The sequence below is a fragment of the Candidatus Binatia bacterium genome (assembly GCA_036563615.1).
In the GTDB taxonomy this organism is placed as follows: Bacteria; Desulfobacterota; Binatia; order UBA12015; family UBA12015; genus DATCMB01.
In genome coordinates this window covers 241,307-257,658 of record DATCMB010000016.1, presented here as the reverse complement: position 1 = coordinate 257,658, position 16,352 = coordinate 241,307, and the positions used below count along the sequence as shown (strand labels likewise).

Below are 16,352 nucleotides of genomic sequence, written 5' to 3'. Positions count from 1 at the left end.
GTCATGCTTGCCTCCGAGGCCGTGCCGTACGTCAAGACGGGCGGCCTCGGCGACGTGATGGGTGCGCTGCCCGCGGCGCTCGCGCGCGAGGGGCTCGAGGTGTCGCTGCTGCTGCCGCTCTACCGCGGCCTGCGCGCGCGCTTCGCCGACGCCGGCGTCGGGCCGCTCGCCGTGCGCATGCACGACGGCGTCGAGCAGGCCGCGGTGCTGCGCGCGCTCGACGAGCCGCCCGGGGTGCGCGTCTTCGCGATCGCCGGCGACCGCTACTTCGACCGGCCGTATCTCTACGGCGAGCCGACCGGCGACTACGCCGACAACGCGCGCCGCTTCGCGTACTTCTGCCGCGCCGCGCTCGCCGCGATCGACGCGCTCGGGCTCGCGCCGGACGTGATCCACTGCCACGACTGGCAGACGGCGCTGGTGCCGGTCTACCTGCGCGCCGGCATCGCCGACGGCGACGCGGCGGCGCGCGCCGCGCGCCGCTTGGCGGACGCCGCCGTCGTCTTGACGCTGCACAACGCCGGCTACCAGGGCGTCTTCCCGGCCGCGGACTTCGCCGTCGCCGGCTTGCCGCGACGGCTGTTCGCCATCGAGGGCGTCGAGTTCCACGGCCGCGTCAACTTCCTGAAGGGCGGCATCCGCTTCGCGGACCACGTCGCCACCGTGAGCCCGCGCTACGCGCGCGAGATCCGCACCGCGGAGCAGGGCGCCGGGCTCGAGGGCGTGCTGCTCGAGCGGGTCGGCGAGCTGACCGGCATCCTGAACGGCATCGACGACGAGGTGTGGAACCCCGCGACCGATCCGCACCTCGTCGCGCGCTACTCGGCCGACGACCTGCAGGGCAAGCGGCGCTGCAAGGCGGATCTGATCCTCGAGTGCGAGCTCGAGGGTGGGCTCGACGAGCCGATCGTCGCGATGATCTCGCGCCTCGCGGCGCAGAAGGGCTTCGACATCCTGCTGCCGGCGCTGCCGTCGCTGCTCGAGCGCGGGATCCGCGTGGTGATCCTCGGCCGCGGCGACCCGCGCATCACGGCGTCGCTGCGCGAGCTCGCTTCCCGCTACGCGGGCAAGCTCGCCTTCCGCGAGGCCTTCGACGAGCCGCTCGCGCACCGCATCCTCGCCGGCGCCGACATGCTGCTGATGCCGTCGCGCTACGAGCCCTGCGGGCTCAACCAGATGATGGGTCTGCGCTACGGCACGGTGCCGATCGTGCGCGCGACCGGCGGGCTCGTCGACACGGTGCTCGACATGGCCGCGGCGCCGCAGCACGCGACCGGCTTCTGGTTCGAGGACCACACGAGCCAGGCGCTCGAGGACGCGGTGTGGCGCGCGGTCGGGACCTATCGTCAATCACACGAGACGTGGCGCGCGCTGATGCTGCGCGGCATGGCCAGGGACTTCTCCTGGAAGCACTCCGCAGTGCGCTACGCGCACCTCTACCGCCGCGTCGTCGCGCGCAGGCGCGAGGGAACGGGCGGCGCGCCGCGCATCCGCTTCGGCACCGCAGGCTGGCGCGCGCAGATCGCCGACGGCTTCACGGGGCCGGTGCTGCGCGCCGTGAGCCAGGCGATCGCCGAGCACGTGCTCGAGTCGCCGACGCCGGCGCTCGCGCAGCGCGGCATCCTGGTCGCGCACGACACGCGCTTTCTCGGCGGCGAGCTCGCCGCGCAGGCGGCCGGCGTGCTCGCGGCGAACGACGTCCCGGTGCTGTGGAGCCGCGCGCCGCTGCCGATGCCGGCGGTGTCGTACGCGATCGCGCGGCGCGATCTCGCGGGCGCCTTGACCGTGACGGCGGGCAACGAGCCGGGCGCGTGGAACGGCGTCCGGTTCTCGCCGGCGGGCGGCGGACCGGCGCGTCCCGAGATCGCCGCGGACCTCGAAGCGCGCGCCAACGCGTGGCTCGCGCGCGGACGCATGGTCGACGCGCTGCCCGAGCAGGCCGCGCGCCGGATCGGCCTCTGGCGCGACCAGGACGTGAGCGCGCTCTACCTCGAAGGCGTGGCGCGGCAGATCGACGTCGCGACCATCCGCGCGAGCGGGCTGCGCGTCGCGGTCGACCTGCTGTGGGGCACGGGACGCGGCTACCTCGATCGGCTGCTCGGCGAGTGGGGTGTGCTCGGCACGCTGCTGCACGGCGACCCGGATCCGTACTTCGGCGGCGGCAGGCCCGAGCCCGGCGAGGCGACGCTCGCGGCGCTCGCGCGCGCGGTCGCGGGTGGCCACGCGCTCGGCCTCGCGATCGACGCCGGCGCGGAAGGGTTCGGCGTCGTCGATGCGGACGGCGCGCTCGTGCCGCAGGATCGGATCGTCGCGCTGCTCCTCGACTACCTCTGCGAGACGCGGCCGCACCTGCCGCGCAAGGTCGCGCGCAGCGTCGCGACGAGCCACCTGATCGACGCGGTCGCCGCGGCGCGCGGCCTCGAGGTGGTCGAGACGCCGGTCGGCTTCGAGCACGTCGGCGAGCTGCTCGCGCGCGGCGAGGTCCTGCTCGGCTGCGACGCGTCGGGCGGGCTCTCGATCGTCGGCCACGTGCCGGACCGGGACGGCATCCTCGCCAGCCTGCTGGTGACCGAGATGTTGGCGCTGCGGCGCAGGTCGCTGCGCGACATGCTGGCGCAGCTCGAGCGCGAGGTCGGTCCGCGCGTCCTGCTGCGGCGCGAGCTGAGCTCGACGGAGGAGGCGAGGGAGCGCCTCGCGCAGCGTCTCGCCGATCCGCCGGACGACCTCGGTCCGTTCGCGGTGCGCCGCGTGGTGACGCTGGACGGGCTGAAGCTCGTGCTCGACGGCGAGCGCTGGGTGCTGCTGCGGCCGTCGAGGAGCGAGCCGCTGCTGCATCTGCACGCCGAGGCGCCGAGCGAGCGCGAGGCCGTGCTGCTGCTCGACGAGGCACAGCGCCAGCTCGTCGGCGAGTAGCGCGCGCTGGCGAGCGTGCGGGTGTCGGACGCGAGCGCGCGCAGCACGCGCACGGCACGCACGCGCGGCCGCTTTCGCGGCGACGCCGCTACGGATGGCACCCCGCGGCGATCGGCCGCAGCTCGATCCACCAGCCCAGGTCCTCGCCGAGCTGCGCCGCCGGGTGCAGCGACGCGATCCGCACCGGGTCGTCCACGTCCTCGGCCTCGATCACCAGGATCGAGCCGACCTGCTCCTTGGCCTCGGCGAACGGACCGTCGGTGACGACCGTCTTGCCGCCGCGCGGCCGGAGCGTTCGGGTGTCCCACTCGAGGCTCTCGACCGCCCGCACGCGGCCCGTACGGTTCAGCTCCTCGTCGTGCCGGCGGCACTCGGCCGCGAGGGCCTCGAACTCGGCCTTGGACAGAGCTTGCACCTTCTCGCGGTCGCCCTACGCCAGCAGCAGGAACCTCATCGCGTCCTCCCTTTCGCCGTCTTGCGGCAGCAGACGTGGATGGTCGTCGGGAGTCGGTCGAGATCGACATCGCGCGTGCCGGCGCGCCGCTTGCCCGTCGCTGCCGAACGGAATAACGCTGCCTCGATGCGCGCGGCCACCCTGTCGACGATCGGGGCGCGCCCACGTCCGACCCGTCGGGTGCAGGGAGACCCGGCAGCACCGCGATGATCGAGGTAGCCCACCTCACCAAGGAGTTTGGCGACTTCACCGCCGTCGAGGACGTGAGCTTCACCGTCGAGGCCGGCGAGTGCGTCGGCTTCCTCGGCCCGAACGGCGCCGGCAAGACGACCACCATGCGTGTCATCGCGGGCATCTTCCCGCCGACGCGCGGCACGGTGCGCGTCGCGGGGTACGACGTGCAGCGCGAGCCGAGCGCGGCGCGCCGCCTGGTCGGCTACTTCCCGGAGAACGCGCCGTACTACCCGGAGATGAGCGTCGAGGGCTACCTCGCGTTCGTCGCGCGCGCGAAGCGTCTGCCGCGCGGCGCGCAGCGCTCCGAGATCGAGCGCGTGCTGCGCGCCTGTGGCCTCGGCGAGGTGCGGCGGCGGCTCGTCGGCAAGCTCAGCAAGGGCTTCCGCCAGCGCGTCGGCATCGCGCAGGCGCTGCTCGGCGACCCGCAGGTGCTGATCCTCGACGAGGCGACCTCCGGCCTCGACCCCGAGCAGGTGACCGGCATCCGCGAGCTCGTGAAGAGCCTGCGCGGCCAGCGCACGATCGTCTTCTCGAGCCACATCCTGTCGGAGGTGAGCCAGGTCGCGCAGCGGGTGGTGATCATCAACCGCGGACGGGTCGTCGCGGAGGACACGCCGGAAGGCCTCGCGCGACGCATCGAGGGCGCGGTGCGCGTCTGGCTGCGCGCCGACGGACCTGCGTCGGACGTGCGCGAGACCATCGCCGCCGTACCGGGCGTGCGCGACCTCGAGGACGGCGACGGACGCTGGCGCTTCCACGCGAACGACGAGGCGACCATCCGCGAGGTGTCGCGCGCGGTCACGGCGCGCGGCTTCGTCATTCTGGAATTGACGCGCGAGTCGCTGTCGCTCGAGGAGATCTTCCTGCGCCTGGTGCGCGTCGACGGTCCGGGCTCGCGCGCGGGGGAGTCGAACGCGGCATGATCGCGGTGCTGCGCAAGGAGCTGGTGACGTACTTCAGCTCGCTGCTCGCCTACGTCGTCATCACGCTGTTCCTCGCGGTGACGGGCTTCTACTTCTACTCGAACCTCTCGTTCTTCCTGCTGAGCGGCGGCTTCGACGTCGCGCGCGGCCTCTGGCAGTTCCAGCTCCACGACATGCGGCAGATCATGCTGACGCTGCTGCCGCTGCTCACCATGCGGCTCTTCGCCGAGGAGCGACGGCTCGGGACGCTCGAGCTCTTGTGGACGTACCCGCTGCGCGACGTCGAGATCGTGCTCGGCAAATACTTCGCGTCGCTGATCGTCCTCGGCCTGATGCTGCTGCCGACGCTGGTCTACCCGTTGCTGCTGCTGCCGGCGCACGCGCCGATCGCGTTCGGAGCGCTCGTCGCCGGGTACGTCGGGCTGTTCCTGCTCGGCGCGGCGTTCCTCGCCTGCGGCACTCTGGTGTCGTCGCTCACCGACAGCCAGGTGCTCGCGGCCGCGGTCACCTTCACGCTGCTGCTGCTGTTCTGGATGATGACCTGGAACCAGGCCGCGGTCGGCGCGCCGGTGCTGACCGTGCTGCAACCGCTGTCGCTGTTCGACCGCTTCTACACCTTCTCGCGCGGCGGCATCGACACGCGCGACGTCACCTTCCTGATCCTGTTCAGCATCGTCTTCCTCACTTGGACGGTGCTCGCGCTCGGCTCGCGGCGCTGGCGGGGCGTGCGGTGAGGAAGACGCGTCGCGGAGGGCGGGGCGAGGCTTGAGCAAGCGTCTCGCGCACTGGATCGCGTTCGCGCTGTCGCTCGCGGCGGTGCTGTCGGTCGCGGTGGCCGTGCAGTCGTTCGCCGAGCTCGCGAACCGCCGCTTCGACTTGACGCTGACCCAGCGGCTGTCGCTGTCGCCGTACTCGCTGTCCGTGCTCGAGGAGGTCAAGGCGCCGCTGCGCATCGAGTACTACTACGAGCGCGGCGAGCGGCAGCGCGCGCACGACCTGCTCGAGATGGTGCGCGACCACTGCCGCATGTGCAGCTACGAGCTGATCGACCTCGACCGCAATCCCGGCCGCGCGAAGGAGCACCGCGTCGATCACTACGACCGTGCCGTGCTGCGCTACGAGGGGCGCGAGATCGTCACCGGCGCGGGCAACGAGGAGGCCCTGATCGGCGGCATCGCGCGCATCCTGCACGAGAAGCCGCGCGTCCTGTACTTCGTCACCGGACACCGCGAGCGCGAGATCGCGCCGGGCAAGGACGAGAACCTCGGACGCGCGGCGCAGGTGCTGCGCACCGAAGGCTACGTCGTCGAGACGCTCGGCCTGCTCGACCTGCGCGAGGTGCCGGCGGACGCGAGCGCCGTGATCCTCGCCGGGCCGGAGCTCGACCTGGTCGAGAGCGAGCTCGAAGCGCTGACGACGTACCTGCAGCGCGGCGGCGCGGTCCTCGTGATGGTCGATCCCGTGCGGCTGCCGCGGCTCGAGGAGTGGGTCGCGCGCTGGGGCCTCCGGCTCGGCGACGACGTCGTCATCGACCGCGCGAACCGCGTCTACGGCAGCGACGGCACGAACGTGGTCGTGCCGTACTACCGCGACCACGAGGCGACGCGGACGATGGACGTGCCGTCGGTGCTCGGTCGCGCGCGCTCGGTGTCGCTCACCGGCGACGCGCGCGACGACGGCGGCGGCCCGGCGACGATCGTCGCGCGCTCGGCGAACGAGAGCTTCGCCGCGCAGGACGCGTCGCGCACGCGCGCCGGCGAGGTGACGTTCGACGAGAGCCGCGACCGCCCCGGGCCGATCGGCGTGATGGGCGTCGCGGTGATCGGAAGCGAGCCGGGCGTGGTGGGACGCCTCGCGGTGATCGGCGACGCCGACTTCGCGAGCGACTCCTTCCTGTCGCTGCTCGGCAACAAGGATCTGCTGGTCAACACCGTCGGCTGGCTCGTGCAGGAGCGCGCGCAGGGTGCGCGGCCGCAGATGCAGCAGACGCAGCTCGGGCCGATGTCGCCGCTCTACGTGTCGGACGAGCTCGCGCGCGTGATCTTCGCCGTCACGGTCGTCGCGCAGCCGGCGCTCGTGCTGCTGGTCGGGCTGGTGGTGGTGATCGGCCGCCGCCGACGTCGCTGAGCGGAGGAGGGGAGCGGGTGACGCCCGGACGGCAGAGCCTCGTTGCGCTCGCGGTGATCGCGGCGTCCGCGCTCGCGACCTGGATCGCCTGGCGGATGGCGCCGCCGCCACCGCCGCCGCCGTCCGCCGAGGTGAAGGCCGTGTTCGACTTCGCGCCGAGCGCGGTGCGCGCGATCGACGTGCGGAGCTGGCAGGGCGCGATCGTCGCGCGGCGGACGAACGGCCACTGGGAGGTGCTCGCGGTGCGCAACGCGCGCGCCGACGCCGAAGACGCAGCCGGGCTCACTCCGCCCTCGCAGGCGGAGATCGACCAGACGCTCGACACGCTGGTGCGCGAGATCGTCACCCTGCCGGAGATCGACCGCTTCCCGTTGCAGGCGGGCGCGCTGCGCGACTTCGGCCTCGAGGATCCGCAGGCGACGATCGTCCTGCAGCTCGAGTCGGGCGAGGAGCGCACGCTGCAGATCGGACAGCTCACGACGAGCACGGCGGCGCTCTACGCGCGCGTCCTGCCGTCGAGCGACGTGCTGCAGGTCGGCACGCTGGTGTTCAACGACATCGCGGCGGCGCTCTACCGGCTGCGCGCGCTGCAAGAGACGCAGGTCGGAGGTGACGCGTGAAGCTTCTCGGCGACTGGCTGCGCGAGATCGCGCGCGTGGACGGCGATCGCGACGCCTTCGTCTACCGCAACCCGGCCGATCCCGACGGTCCGCCTTTGCGCTTGACGTACGCCGGCTGGGACCGGCGCTCGGACGCGCTCGCCGCCGGGCTCGCCGAGCTCGGGATGCGCAAGGGCGACGTGCTCGCGCTCCTGCTGCCGCCGCGGGTCGAGTACGCGCTGTGCTACCTCGCGGCGGCGAAGATCGGCGTCATCACGACCGGCATCAACCCGCGCTTCGGCGACGGCGAGATCGAGTTCATCCTGCGCGACAGCGGCGCGCGCGCCGTGGTCGCGATCGCGCGGCACGGCGAGCGCGAGCTCGCGTCGCTCGCGCGTCGGCTCGGCGCGCGCATCCCGACGCTCGAGCACGTCTTCGTCGTCGACGGCGACGTCGAGCAGATCGACGCCTGCTCGTGCAGCCGCGACCCGTCGGTGCGCGTGCCGGCGCTGGCGCCCTTCGCGGCGCTCGAGGGCGACGATCCCACGCGCCGTCCGCCGCACGTCGAGCTCTCACCGGACGACGTCGTGGCGCTCGTCTACACGAGCGGCACCACCGGACGTCCGAAGGGCGCCACCTTCACCTACGCCAACCTCGACGCGGTCCGCGAGACGCGGCACGAGCTGCTGCAGGAGTACGGCGAGCGCGCGCTCGCGACCGGCACGCCGTTCTCGCACGTCGGCTTCATGACCAAGATCGTCGCCAACATCTCGGGCGCGCAGACCACGGTGCTGCTCGAGTCGTTCAAGGCGCGCACCGTGCTCGAGACCATCGAGCGCGAGCGCGTCAGCTACATCGGCGGCGTCCCGGCGCAGTACAGCCTGATCCTGATGGACCCGGAGCTCGAGCGCTTCGACCTGTCGTCGCTGCGCACGGGGGCGATCGGCGGCGCGCCGTTCACGCCGGAGCTCGTGCGTCAGATCCGCGAGCGGCTCAAGATCGAGCTCGTCACGCGCTACTCGTGCACCGAGACCGCCGTCGGCACGGGCTCGCGCCCGGGCGACACCGAGGAGCAGCTCGCGACCACGGTCGGCCATGCGAGCTCGATCGTCGAGCTGCGCGTGGTCGACGACGCGCGCCGGCCGCTGCCGCCGGGCGAGGTCGGCGAGGTGGCGATCCGCTCGCCGGCGGTGATGCGCGGCTACTGGAAGCAGCCGGAGGCGACCGCCGAGGTGCTCGACGCCGACGGCTTCTTCTACACCGGCGACCTCGGCGTGCTCGACGAGCAGGGCTACCTGCGGCTCGTCGGCCGCAAGAAGGAGATGTACATCCGCGGCGGCTACAACGTGTACCCGGTCGAGGTCGAGGCGGTGCTCGGCGAGCACCCGGCGATCGCGCAGGCCGCGGTGGTCGGCGTGCCGGACCCGGTGCTCGGCGAGCGCGGCGTCGCGTTCATCGTGCCTCGTGACCCGGCGACGCCGCCCGACGCGGACGAGGTGCGCGCCTTCGTCGCGCGTCACATCGCCGACTACAAGGTCCCCGACCGCGTGGTGGTGTGCGCGGAGCTGCCGCTGACGCCGGGGATGAAGGTCGACAAGACGGCGCTCGCGGCGCGCGCGCAGAGCGCGGCGTCGTAGCGCGCGTCGCGCAGCGGAAGCGGCGCGGGGTGCATACACCGCGCCGCCGCGCGACGGGGCTCGCGCTTCGGCGCCGTGGGGCTGGCGCGGCGCCGCGGCAGACGGCACCATGACGGCGTGCAGGACGTCGCCTCGACACCGTCGATCGCGGACGCGCACGGGACGCCCACGCCCTCGTTCGACGACGCGCTCGGCCGCTCGGGCTTCGGGCGGCTCGCGCGCGCCGCGGTGACCACGCTGCAGGTCAACGTCGGCAAGCGCTGCAACCAGGCGTGTCACCACTGCCACGTCGACGCCGGGCCGAAGCGCACCGAGCAGATGGACGCGCGCACCGTGGAGCGCGTCCTGACGCTGCTCGCGGCGAGCCCCGAGGTCGAGCTGGTCGACGTGACCGGCGGCGCGCCGGAGCTGAACCCGGCCTTCCGCGATCTGGTGCGCGGCGCGCGCGCTCTCGGACGCCGCGTGATCGACCGCTGCAACCTGACGGTGCTCCTGCAGCCGGGCCAGGAGGACACGGCGGAGTTCCTCGCCGAGCACGGCGTCGAGATCGTCGCCTCGCTGCCGTGCTACGCCGAGGACAACGTCGACCGCCAGCGCGGGCGCGGCGTCTACGCGCAGAGCATCGCCGCGCTGCACCGCCTGAACGCGCTCGGCTACGGGCGCAACGACCGGCTGCCGCTCGACCTGGTCTACAACCCGGTCGGCGCCTTCCTGCCGCCCGCGCAGGCGACGCTCGAGGAGCAGTACCGCGAGCAGCTCCGCGAGCGCCACGGCATCGAGTTCCGCCGGCTGCTGACGATCACCAACATGCCGATCAAGCGCTTCGCGCACGACCTCGAGCGCCAGGGCAAGCTCGCGGAATACCTGTCGCTGCTCGTCAATCACTTCAACCCGCAGACCGTCGACGGCCTCATGTGCCGGACGCTGGTCTCGGTCGGCTACGACGGCCGGCTCTACGACTGCGACTTCAACCAGATGCTCGAGCTCGCCTGGGACGCGCCCGTACGGACCATCTGGGACGTCGAGCGGCTCGCGGCGCTCGCCGGACGCGAGATCGTCACCGGGCCGCACTGCTTCGGCTGCACGGCCGGGGCTGGCTCGAGCTGCGGCGGCGCTTTGGCTTGACGGCGTCACCGCGACCTCACAGCGACTTCAGGTACTCGACCAGGTCGGCGATCTCCTGCTCCGTCAAGCCGAGCGCGAAGTGAGCGTCGTAGTGGCGCACGACGTCGGCGAGCGTCGCGAAGCGTCCGTCGTGGTAGAAGCCACCCTTGGCGTGCGCCCAGAGCCCGCGCAGCGGTGTGGTGCGGTAGCGCCGGTCGGGTGAGCGGCTCGCCTGGAAGTCGTCGATGCCGATCTCCTCGGCGGTGTGCATGTTCCAGCCGGGCTCGGTGAAGAGCGGCGGCACGTGGCAGGTCGCGCAGCGCGCGCGACCGCTGAACAGCTCCTCGCCGCGCGCCGCGGCTTCGGCGTCGAAGCTGCCGGGCGGCGGCACGGGCGTCGGCAGCGAGAGCTGGTAGAGCTGCAGCGCCGGGAGCTTCGGCGTGATCCGGTCGACGTCGGCGCGCAGGTGGCCGAAGCCGGCGCGCGCCGCGACCGGGAACTGCTCGGCGTCGTCGAGCCGCGGGTCGAAGAACCTCCCCTGGCCCTGCATCTCGACGTTCGCGACCAGCGCGTTCCAGTGGCTCACGCCGCCCCAGCCGGTGAAGGTGTGCAGGTTGACGCCGGCGAGGCCGTAGGCGGGCGGGATGAGCGTCGCGGCCGGCGTGCCGTCGGGACGCAGCGCGCGACCGTCGAGCAGCAGCGACGCGTCGAACTTGCCCGGTCCCCACGAGCGCAGGACGGTGCGCACCGTCGCCTCGTCGACCTGCAGCAGCGCGGCGATCGGCGAGAGGTCGGGCGACAGGTCGATGATCGCGCCGACGTTCAGGTCGCGGTTCGCCCAGCCGTCGAGGCGCTTGCCGATGCCGGGCGCCAGCGCGTCGTCGACCGTCGAGTGGCAGAACGCGCACTGGATGCCGAGCGAGCTCAGGTTTCCGGCCCCGTCGAAGAAGCCCTTGACGCCGACCACCGCGTCGAGCTCGAGCAGCGCGAGCGTCGTCGCCGGATCGTCGAGGTCGAGCTCGCCGCGGCGCAGCCGCGCACGAAGTTGCGGCGGCAGCGCCTCGGCGTCGACCTTGAGCCCGACGCCGAGCGCTGCGCGCGGGCTCACGCCCGGTCCGACGCCGCCGTGCGCGGCGCCGGCGATCGCCTCGTGCAGGCGCAGCGTGCCGCCCCAGAACTGCTCGTCGCCGAAGGTGTCCTCGCGGAACGTGCGCCGGCCCTCGGCGATCAGCGCCGCGGCGTTCTCGAGCACCGGGTCGGCGCGCGGGCCGCCGCGCCCCGGCAGCGCCCCGCCACCGTGCGGGATGCGAATCGGCCCCGCGGCGCCGGACAATCCGACCAGCGCCACGAACACCAAGGGTACGGTGGCGAGCAAGACGGCCTCAACCCAGCGCGCGCGAAGGCGCGATCGAGTATGCTCTCCCATGACGTTGCCTCCTGGCCATGAGAGCGCCGGGGCGCCGGAACGTTCCCGCGGGAACGTTTCGTGAGCCGCGCCGTCGAATGGCTGCGGAGGTCCAGATGCGAGGAGCGTTCATGCTCGACACCCGACCGACGTCGGCGGGGGACACGTTGGCGTCCGCGGCGGCGCTCGCCGACGAGGAGGTCGTCGAGCGCGTGCTGGCCGGCGACGTCCGGCTCTTCGAGGTCCTGATGCGCCGCTACAACCAGCGCGTCTACCGCGCCGCGCGCGCCGTGCTGCGCGACGACCACGAGGCGGAGGATGCGATGCAGGAGGCGTGGGTGCGCGCGTACGCCAACCTCGCCTCGTTCGCGGGACGGGCGCGCTTCTCGACCTGGCTCACGCGCATCGTGCTGAACCATGCGATCGAGCGCGACCGTCTGCGTCGCCGCACCTTCGACGCCACCGACGCCGGCGACGCGCTCCCCGACGTCGCATGCAGCGCGGAGCAGCAGTCGATCGACGTCGAGCTGCGCCGCGCGCTCGAGAGCGCGATCGGCGAGCTGCCCGAGGTCTACCGCACGACGTTCGTGCTGCGCGCCGTCGAGGGGCTCAGCACGGCCGAGACCGCGGAGTGCCAGGACGTCCCGGAGGAGACGGTGCGCACGCGGCTGCACCGCGCGCGCGAGCTCCTGCGGCGCGACATCGAGACGCGCTTCGGGCTCCGGCTGCGCGAGTGCTTCGGCTTCGGCAACGAGCGCTGCGACGCCGTGGTCGCCGCGGTCCTCGCGCGCGTCGCCGCGTGAACGGAACGCGTCGGCGAATCAGCCGGTGCGCGCGCTGCGCGTCACGTTCTGACGCGCGTCGAGGCGGTCGATCGGCGGACCCTGCGCGAGCCAGTCGGTCGCGGCGCGCTGACCGGCGCGGTACATCGCGGCCATCGTCGGGCGCTGGAAGTTCAGGTACGAGCCCGCGCTGAACACCGCGCGGTCGTGCGCCGGACGCAGCGCCTCGTAGAGCTTGACCTCGCGGTACGGGCTGCCGTCCATCCGCGCGAGACGGTTGCGCTCGAGCAGCAGCATGCGGTCGACGTTGTACGCGTTCTCGAGGAACGAGTCCGCGGTGCGCTCGACGGCGCGGCCGAAGCGGCGCAGGCTGCCGGTGCGGTGCTGCTCGGTGACCAGCACCGTGATGATCTGATCCGCGCCGAGCGCGACCGCCGGCGCGAGCGGCGTGTTGACCAGCAGCCCCCCGTCCCACAGCAGCCGCGTGCCGATCGGCACCGGGCTGAACAGCAGCGGGATGCTCGCGCTCGCGACCAGCATGTCGACGCTGATCGCCGGCACCACGACGTACTCCGACGCCGGCACCGCCGGCACCGGTCCGGTGACGTAGCGCACGACGCGTCCGGTGTGGATGTCGACCGCGTTGATCGCGAGCCGCCGCTTGCTCGGTACGCGCGTTCCGCCGAACAGCTTCACCAGGCGATCGCGCAGGCGTCCCGTGTCGACCAGGAACGGCTCCTCGATGCCCTCGAGGATCTCGCTCACCAGGTCGAAGCGGCTGGTCAGGAAGTAGTCGGTGACCAGCGCCGCGAGCGAGCCGAGCTGCGGCGGCCAGTAGTAGCGCGCGCGCTGCAGGAAGCGGATCGTGTCGCGCGGCAGCCGGCGGGGCACGTCGAGGAGCTCGCGCGCCGCGATCTTGAGCAGCGTCTGGGCGAGCGTGCGGAAGAAGCGCGCGCTCGCGACGACCGGTGGGTCGTCGGCGAGGCCGTACCAGAAGTCCATCATCTCGCTCGGCGTGAAGCCGGCGGAGATCATGGCGGCGTTGAGCGCGCCCGCGGAGGTGCCGCTCAGCACCTGCGGGCCGTCGGCGAAGCGAGAGTCACGCAACAGGCGCTCGTAGACGCCGACCTGCAAGGGGCCTCGCGCGCCGCCGCCGGAGAGCACGAGGCCGAGCTTGCCGCCCGAGTCGGAATTGCGTGTTATCGTCGACATGCGCGACTGCCTTATGCCTGAACGGTTCCAAGCGCGCCAATGAGCATGCTCGGCGCCCTCATCCTATCGGCGGTCGCGACCATCGGCTTGACGTCGCGCACCTCCTGGCCGCGCCTCGTCGTCGAGGAGTTCCCGAGCCCGGCGCGTCGCTTCCTCGCGTACGCCGCGCTGACGGTCACGCTGGCGCTGACGGTGGTCATGCCGGCGACCCGCATCGGCGAGCCGGTTCCAACCGAGCGCCTCGAGCACGTCGACTTCCCCGCGCTCTTCCTCGGCCACGCGCTGCTGCTCGGCTTCCTCGTCGTGTGGTGGATGCTCGCCGGCTTCCGGCCGCTGCTGCGCTTCCTGCACGTGCGCACGGAGAATCCGCTGCGCGCGATCCGTCGCGGCGTGGCGGCGGGCTTCGCCGGCTGGGCGGTGACGATGCTCGCGATGGCGGTCGTCGGCACGCTGGTCGGTCTGGTCGGAGGAGAGGGCGCGGCGGTCGCCGAGCAGGAGGAGATCCCCGGCGTGGTGCGGACGATCGTCGGGCTGTCGGTGCCGCAGCGCCTCGCGCTCGTGCTGTCGGCGGGCATCTTCGAGGAGCTCTTCTTCCGCTCGTTCCTGCAGGCGCGCACGGGGCTGCTGGTCTCGAGCCTGCTGTTCACCGCGAGCCACGCGAGCTACGGCCTGCCGCTGATGCTGGTCGGCGTGTTCGTCGTCTCGCTGGTGATCGGCCGCGTGTTCAGCGCGCGCGGCGACGTCGTGCCGTGCATCGTCGCGCACGCCGTGTTCGACGCGATCCAGCTCTTCGTCGTCCTGCCCGCGGTGGTCGAAGCGGCGTGAGCGTGCGAAGATTCGGACCGTGGCAGAATTCCCCAGAGCGCCGTTCCTGGTCGAGGTCGACGAGGCGCACGTCCGTCGCGAGCGGGCGAAGGCACGCGAGCTGCGCGAGAGCCAGTGGTGGAAGCGGCGGCGCGCGAGCGGGATCTGCCACTACTGCGGCGCAAACGTCGGCGCGCGCGCGCTGACCATGGACCATCTCGTGCCGATCATCCGCGGCGGGCGCTCGACGCGGGGCAACGTGGTGCCGGCCTGCAAGGCCTGCAACGACGCGAAGAAGCACAGCTTGCCGTTCGAGTGGGAGCCGGACGCAAGCCGATGACGCCGCGTGATCTGCCGCTGATCGAGGAGCGGATCCGCAACCGCAAGCCTCGCGTCGTCGACCTCGACCCGGTGATGCGCGCCGCGGTCGCGATGGTGATCGCGCCGTCCGACGGCGAGCTCTGGACGCTGATGATCGAGCGCGCCAAGCACCCGCTCGATCCGTGGTCGGGGCACATGGCGTTCCCCGGCGGTCGACACGACGCGACCGACGCGTCGCTCGAGCGCACGGCGATCCGCGAGACGCGCGAGGAGGTCGGCATCGATCTCGTGCGCGACGGTCGACTCATCGCGCCGCTCGACGAGATCCAGGCGCAGGCGCGCGGGCGCGACCTCGACATGGTGATCACGCCGTTCGTGTTCTTCCTCGACGAGGTGCGTCCGCCGACGCCCGACACGAGCGAGGTCGCGGACGCGCTGTGGGTGCCGATGCGGATCTTCCGCGACGACCGCTACAAGGGCTCGACGCACCTGTCGCGCGACGGCTTCGAGGCGGACTTCCCGGCCTTCCTCTACCGCGGCAAGACGGTGTGGGGTTTGACCTACCGCATCCTGTGCGGCTTCCTCGAGGTGCTCGACGGCGTCGGCGTCGAGCCGCACGCGCCGGGCACGCGCTGAGGAGCTGCGAGGAAGGTCGTCCGTGTACCGTCTGTTCGTCTGCGTCGAGATTCCCGAGCCGCAGAAGCAGGCGCTCGCGCGTCTGTCCGGCGACGTGCCGGGCGCGCGCTGGCTCGAGCCCGACGAGATGCACTTGACGGTGCGCTTCATCGGCGAGGTCGACGGCGTCGTGTTCCGCGACGTCATGGACGCGCTCGGCGAGGTCCGGCTCGCGCCGTTCGAGCTCACGCTGCGCGGCGTCGGCCACTTCCCGCCGCGCGGCGAGCCGCGCGTGCTGTGGGCGGGGCTCGAGCGCAGCCCGGAGCTCAAGGCGCTGCACGACAAGGTCGAGAGCGCGCTCGTGCGCGTCGGCCTCGAGCCCGAGCGGCGGAAGTTCTCGCCGCACGTGACGATCGCGCGGCTCAAGAACACGCCCGAGCGCGCGGTGGGGAGCTTCATGGCGATGCACGGTCTGTTCCGCGCGGAGCCGTTCCGCGTCGAGGAGTTTCATCTTTACTCGAGCCGGCTCTCGGCGAAGCGCGCGGTGCACCGCTCGGAGGCGGTGTATCCGCTCGACGACACGGGGGCGGCGTGAAGAGTCACCGCAAGGAGCTGTGGTTCAACGTCCCCTCGCGGCGTGGCTTCGTGAACATCACGAAGCAGGTCGAGGCGGAGGTGCGCGCGAGCGGCGTGCGCGAGGGGCTCGTGCTGGTGAACGCGATGCACATCACGGCGTCGGTGTTCATCAACGACGACGAGCCGGGGCTGCACCAGGACTACGAGCGCTGGCTCGAGCAGCTCGCGCCGCACGCGCCGACGTCGCAGTACCGGCACAACGACACGGGCGAGGACAACGCGGACGCGCACTTGAAGCGCCAGATCATGGGTCGGGAGGTGGTCGTCGCGATCACCGACGGCGCGCTCGACCTGGGCCCGTGGGAGCAGATCTTCTACGGCGAGTTCGACGGGCGGCGGAAGAAGCGCGTGCTCGTGAAAATCATCGGCGAGTGACGCGCGCGCCGCCGCGCGCGTTGCCGCAGTTCGCCGTCGGAGCGAGGGCGCTCTCGCTGCACGTTTTGCTCGTCGGCACCGTGCGTCGCTCGACGGTCGACGTTCGTGCCGGTGCGAACGATCGGGGTGTCGGCGCGTGCATCCGTTCCTGGGAGTCTGTGCCGGTGGGCGCGCTGCGGCGGGGCCGGACCCGGCCCCACCGCGACGCGCC

The 16,352-nt window shown here is 72.5% G+C and carries 16 protein-coding genes; 13 read left to right on the top strand and 3 right to left on the bottom strand.

The features are described 5' to 3' along the window. Window positions 1-3 precede the first annotated feature (3 nt). A complete protein-coding gene (gene glgA, locus VIS07_13850; protein HEY8516589.1) occupies window positions 4-2,913 on the top strand; it encodes a glycogen synthase GlgA in 2,910 nt (969 codons plus the stop codon). Between the two features lie 88 nt (window positions 2,914-3,001). On the opposite strand, the gene VIS07_13845 is transcribed toward glgA, so the two are convergent. After that, window positions 3,002-3,328 carry a YciI family protein gene (locus VIS07_13845; GenBank protein HEY8516588.1) on the bottom strand — a complete coding sequence of 109 codons (327 nt, stop codon included), beginning with the start codon at window positions 3,326-3,328 and terminating at the stop codon, window positions 3,002-3,004. A 245-nt stretch (window positions 3,329-3,573) separates the two neighbouring features. On the opposite strand from VIS07_13845, the gene VIS07_13840 reads away from it, so the two are divergent. From VIS07_13840 to arsS, 6 genes are all read left to right on the top strand, one after another. Next, entirely contained in the window at window positions 3,574-4,524 is a 951-nt protein-coding gene (locus tag VIS07_13840; protein ID HEY8516587.1) for an ABC transporter ATP-binding protein, read from the top strand. Beyond that, on the top strand, window positions 4,521-5,258 hold the full coding sequence (locus tag VIS07_13835; GenBank protein HEY8516586.1) for an ABC transporter permease subunit: 738 nt from the start codon (window positions 4,521-4,523) through the stop codon (window positions 5,256-5,258). Before VIS07_13840 ends, VIS07_13835 begins: the two co-directional genes overlap by 4 nt. Window positions 5,259-5,289: 31 nt before the next feature. Then, window positions 5,290-6,651, top strand: coding sequence for a GldG family protein (locus VIS07_13830; GenBank protein HEY8516585.1), 1,362 nt, complete (start codon window positions 5,290-5,292; stop codon window positions 6,649-6,651). Window positions 6,652-6,668: 17 nt separating this feature from the next. Next, complete coding sequence (locus tag VIS07_13825) at window positions 6,669-7,271, top strand: DUF4340 domain-containing protein (protein HEY8516584.1); 603 nt, start codon at window positions 6,669-6,671, stop codon at window positions 7,269-7,271. Continuing rightward, entirely contained in the window at window positions 7,268-8,887 is a 1,620-nt protein-coding gene (locus tag VIS07_13820) for a class I adenylate-forming enzyme family protein (protein ID HEY8516583.1), read from the top strand. Before VIS07_13825 ends, VIS07_13820 begins: the two co-directional genes overlap by 4 nt. A 117-nt stretch (window positions 8,888-9,004) precedes the next feature. Then, window positions 9,005-10,012, top strand: coding sequence for an arsenosugar biosynthesis radical SAM (seleno)protein ArsS (gene arsS, locus VIS07_13815; protein HEY8516582.1), 1,008 nt, complete (start codon window positions 9,005-9,007; stop codon window positions 10,010-10,012). 16 nt (window positions 10,013-10,028) lie between these two features. Here the strand turns inward: arsS and VIS07_13810 are convergent, their stop codons facing one another. After that, window positions 10,029-11,276: a hypothetical protein gene (locus VIS07_13810; protein ID HEY8516581.1), complete on the bottom strand. Its 1,248-nt coding sequence runs from the start codon at window positions 11,274-11,276 to the stop codon at window positions 10,029-10,031. A gap of 251 nt (window positions 11,277-11,527) precedes the next feature. Here VIS07_13810 and VIS07_13805 point away from each other — a divergent pair, with 251 nt between their 5' ends. Further along, window positions 11,528-12,199: an RNA polymerase sigma factor gene (locus VIS07_13805; GenBank protein ID HEY8516580.1), complete on the top strand. Its 672-nt coding sequence runs from the start codon at window positions 11,528-11,530 to the stop codon at window positions 12,197-12,199. A gap of 18 nt (window positions 12,200-12,217) precedes the next feature. On the opposite strand, the gene VIS07_13800 is transcribed toward VIS07_13805, so the two are convergent. After that, window positions 12,218-13,390 carry a patatin-like phospholipase family protein gene (locus VIS07_13800; GenBank protein ID HEY8516579.1) on the bottom strand — a complete coding sequence of 391 codons (1,173 nt, stop codon included), beginning with the start codon at window positions 13,388-13,390 and terminating at the stop codon, window positions 12,218-12,220. A 45-nt stretch (window positions 13,391-13,435) separates the two neighbouring features. On the opposite strand from VIS07_13800, the gene VIS07_13795 reads away from it, so the two are divergent. From VIS07_13795 to VIS07_13775, 5 genes are read left to right on the top strand one after another with little or no spacing between them, the layout of a single operon-like run. Beyond that, window positions 13,436-14,215: a type II CAAX endopeptidase family protein gene (locus VIS07_13795; GenBank protein ID HEY8516578.1), complete on the top strand. Its 780-nt coding sequence runs from the start codon at window positions 13,436-13,438 to the stop codon at window positions 14,213-14,215. Between the two features lie 19 nt (window positions 14,216-14,234). Next, window positions 14,235-14,534 (top strand): HNH endonuclease, encoded by a 300-nt coding sequence (locus VIS07_13790; protein ID HEY8516577.1) that lies wholly within the window; start codon window positions 14,235-14,237, stop codon window positions 14,532-14,534. Then, window positions 14,531-15,151 carry a CoA pyrophosphatase gene (locus VIS07_13785; GenBank protein HEY8516576.1) on the top strand — a complete coding sequence of 207 codons (621 nt, stop codon included), beginning with the start codon at window positions 14,531-14,533 and terminating at the stop codon, window positions 15,149-15,151. The genes VIS07_13790 and VIS07_13785 overlap by 4 nt, the downstream gene beginning before the upstream one ends. A gap of 22 nt (window positions 15,152-15,173) precedes the next feature. Then, window positions 15,174-15,725: an RNA 2',3'-cyclic phosphodiesterase gene (gene thpR / locus VIS07_13780; protein HEY8516575.1), complete on the top strand. Its 552-nt coding sequence runs from the start codon at window positions 15,174-15,176 to the stop codon at window positions 15,723-15,725. Continuing rightward, entirely contained in the window at window positions 15,722-16,141 is a 420-nt protein-coding gene (locus VIS07_13775; protein ID HEY8516574.1) for a secondary thiamine-phosphate synthase enzyme YjbQ, read from the top strand. Before thpR ends, VIS07_13775 begins: the two co-directional genes overlap by 4 nt. The last annotated feature ends 211 nt before the right edge of the window (window positions 16,142-16,352 follow it).

Bases quoted from the DNA above. Each gene is read 5' to 3' on its own strand.
- glgA (HEY8516589.1), top strand. From the start codon at position 4: ATGCTTGCCTCCGAGGCCGTGCCGTACGTCAAGACGGGCGGCCTCGGC.
- VIS07_13840 (HEY8516587.1), top strand. From the start codon at position 3,574: ATGATCGAGGTAGCCCACCTCACCAAGGAGTTTGGCGACTTCACCGCC.
- VIS07_13835 (HEY8516586.1), top strand. From the start codon at position 4,521: ATGATCGCGGTGCTGCGCAAGGAGCTGGTGACGTACTTCAGCTCGCTG.
- VIS07_13805 (HEY8516580.1), top strand. From the start codon at position 11,528: ATGCTCGACACCCGACCGACGTCGGCGGGGGACACGTTGGCGTCCGCG.
- VIS07_13800 (HEY8516579.1), bottom strand. From the start codon at position 13,390: ATGTCGACGATAACACGCAATTCCGACTCGGGCGGCAAGCTCGGCCTC.
- VIS07_13795 (HEY8516578.1), top strand. From the start codon at position 13,436: ATGCTCGGCGCCCTCATCCTATCGGCGGTCGCGACCATCGGCTTGACG.
- VIS07_13785 (HEY8516576.1), top strand. From the start codon at position 14,531: ATGACGCCGCGTGATCTGCCGCTGATCGAGGAGCGGATCCGCAACCGC.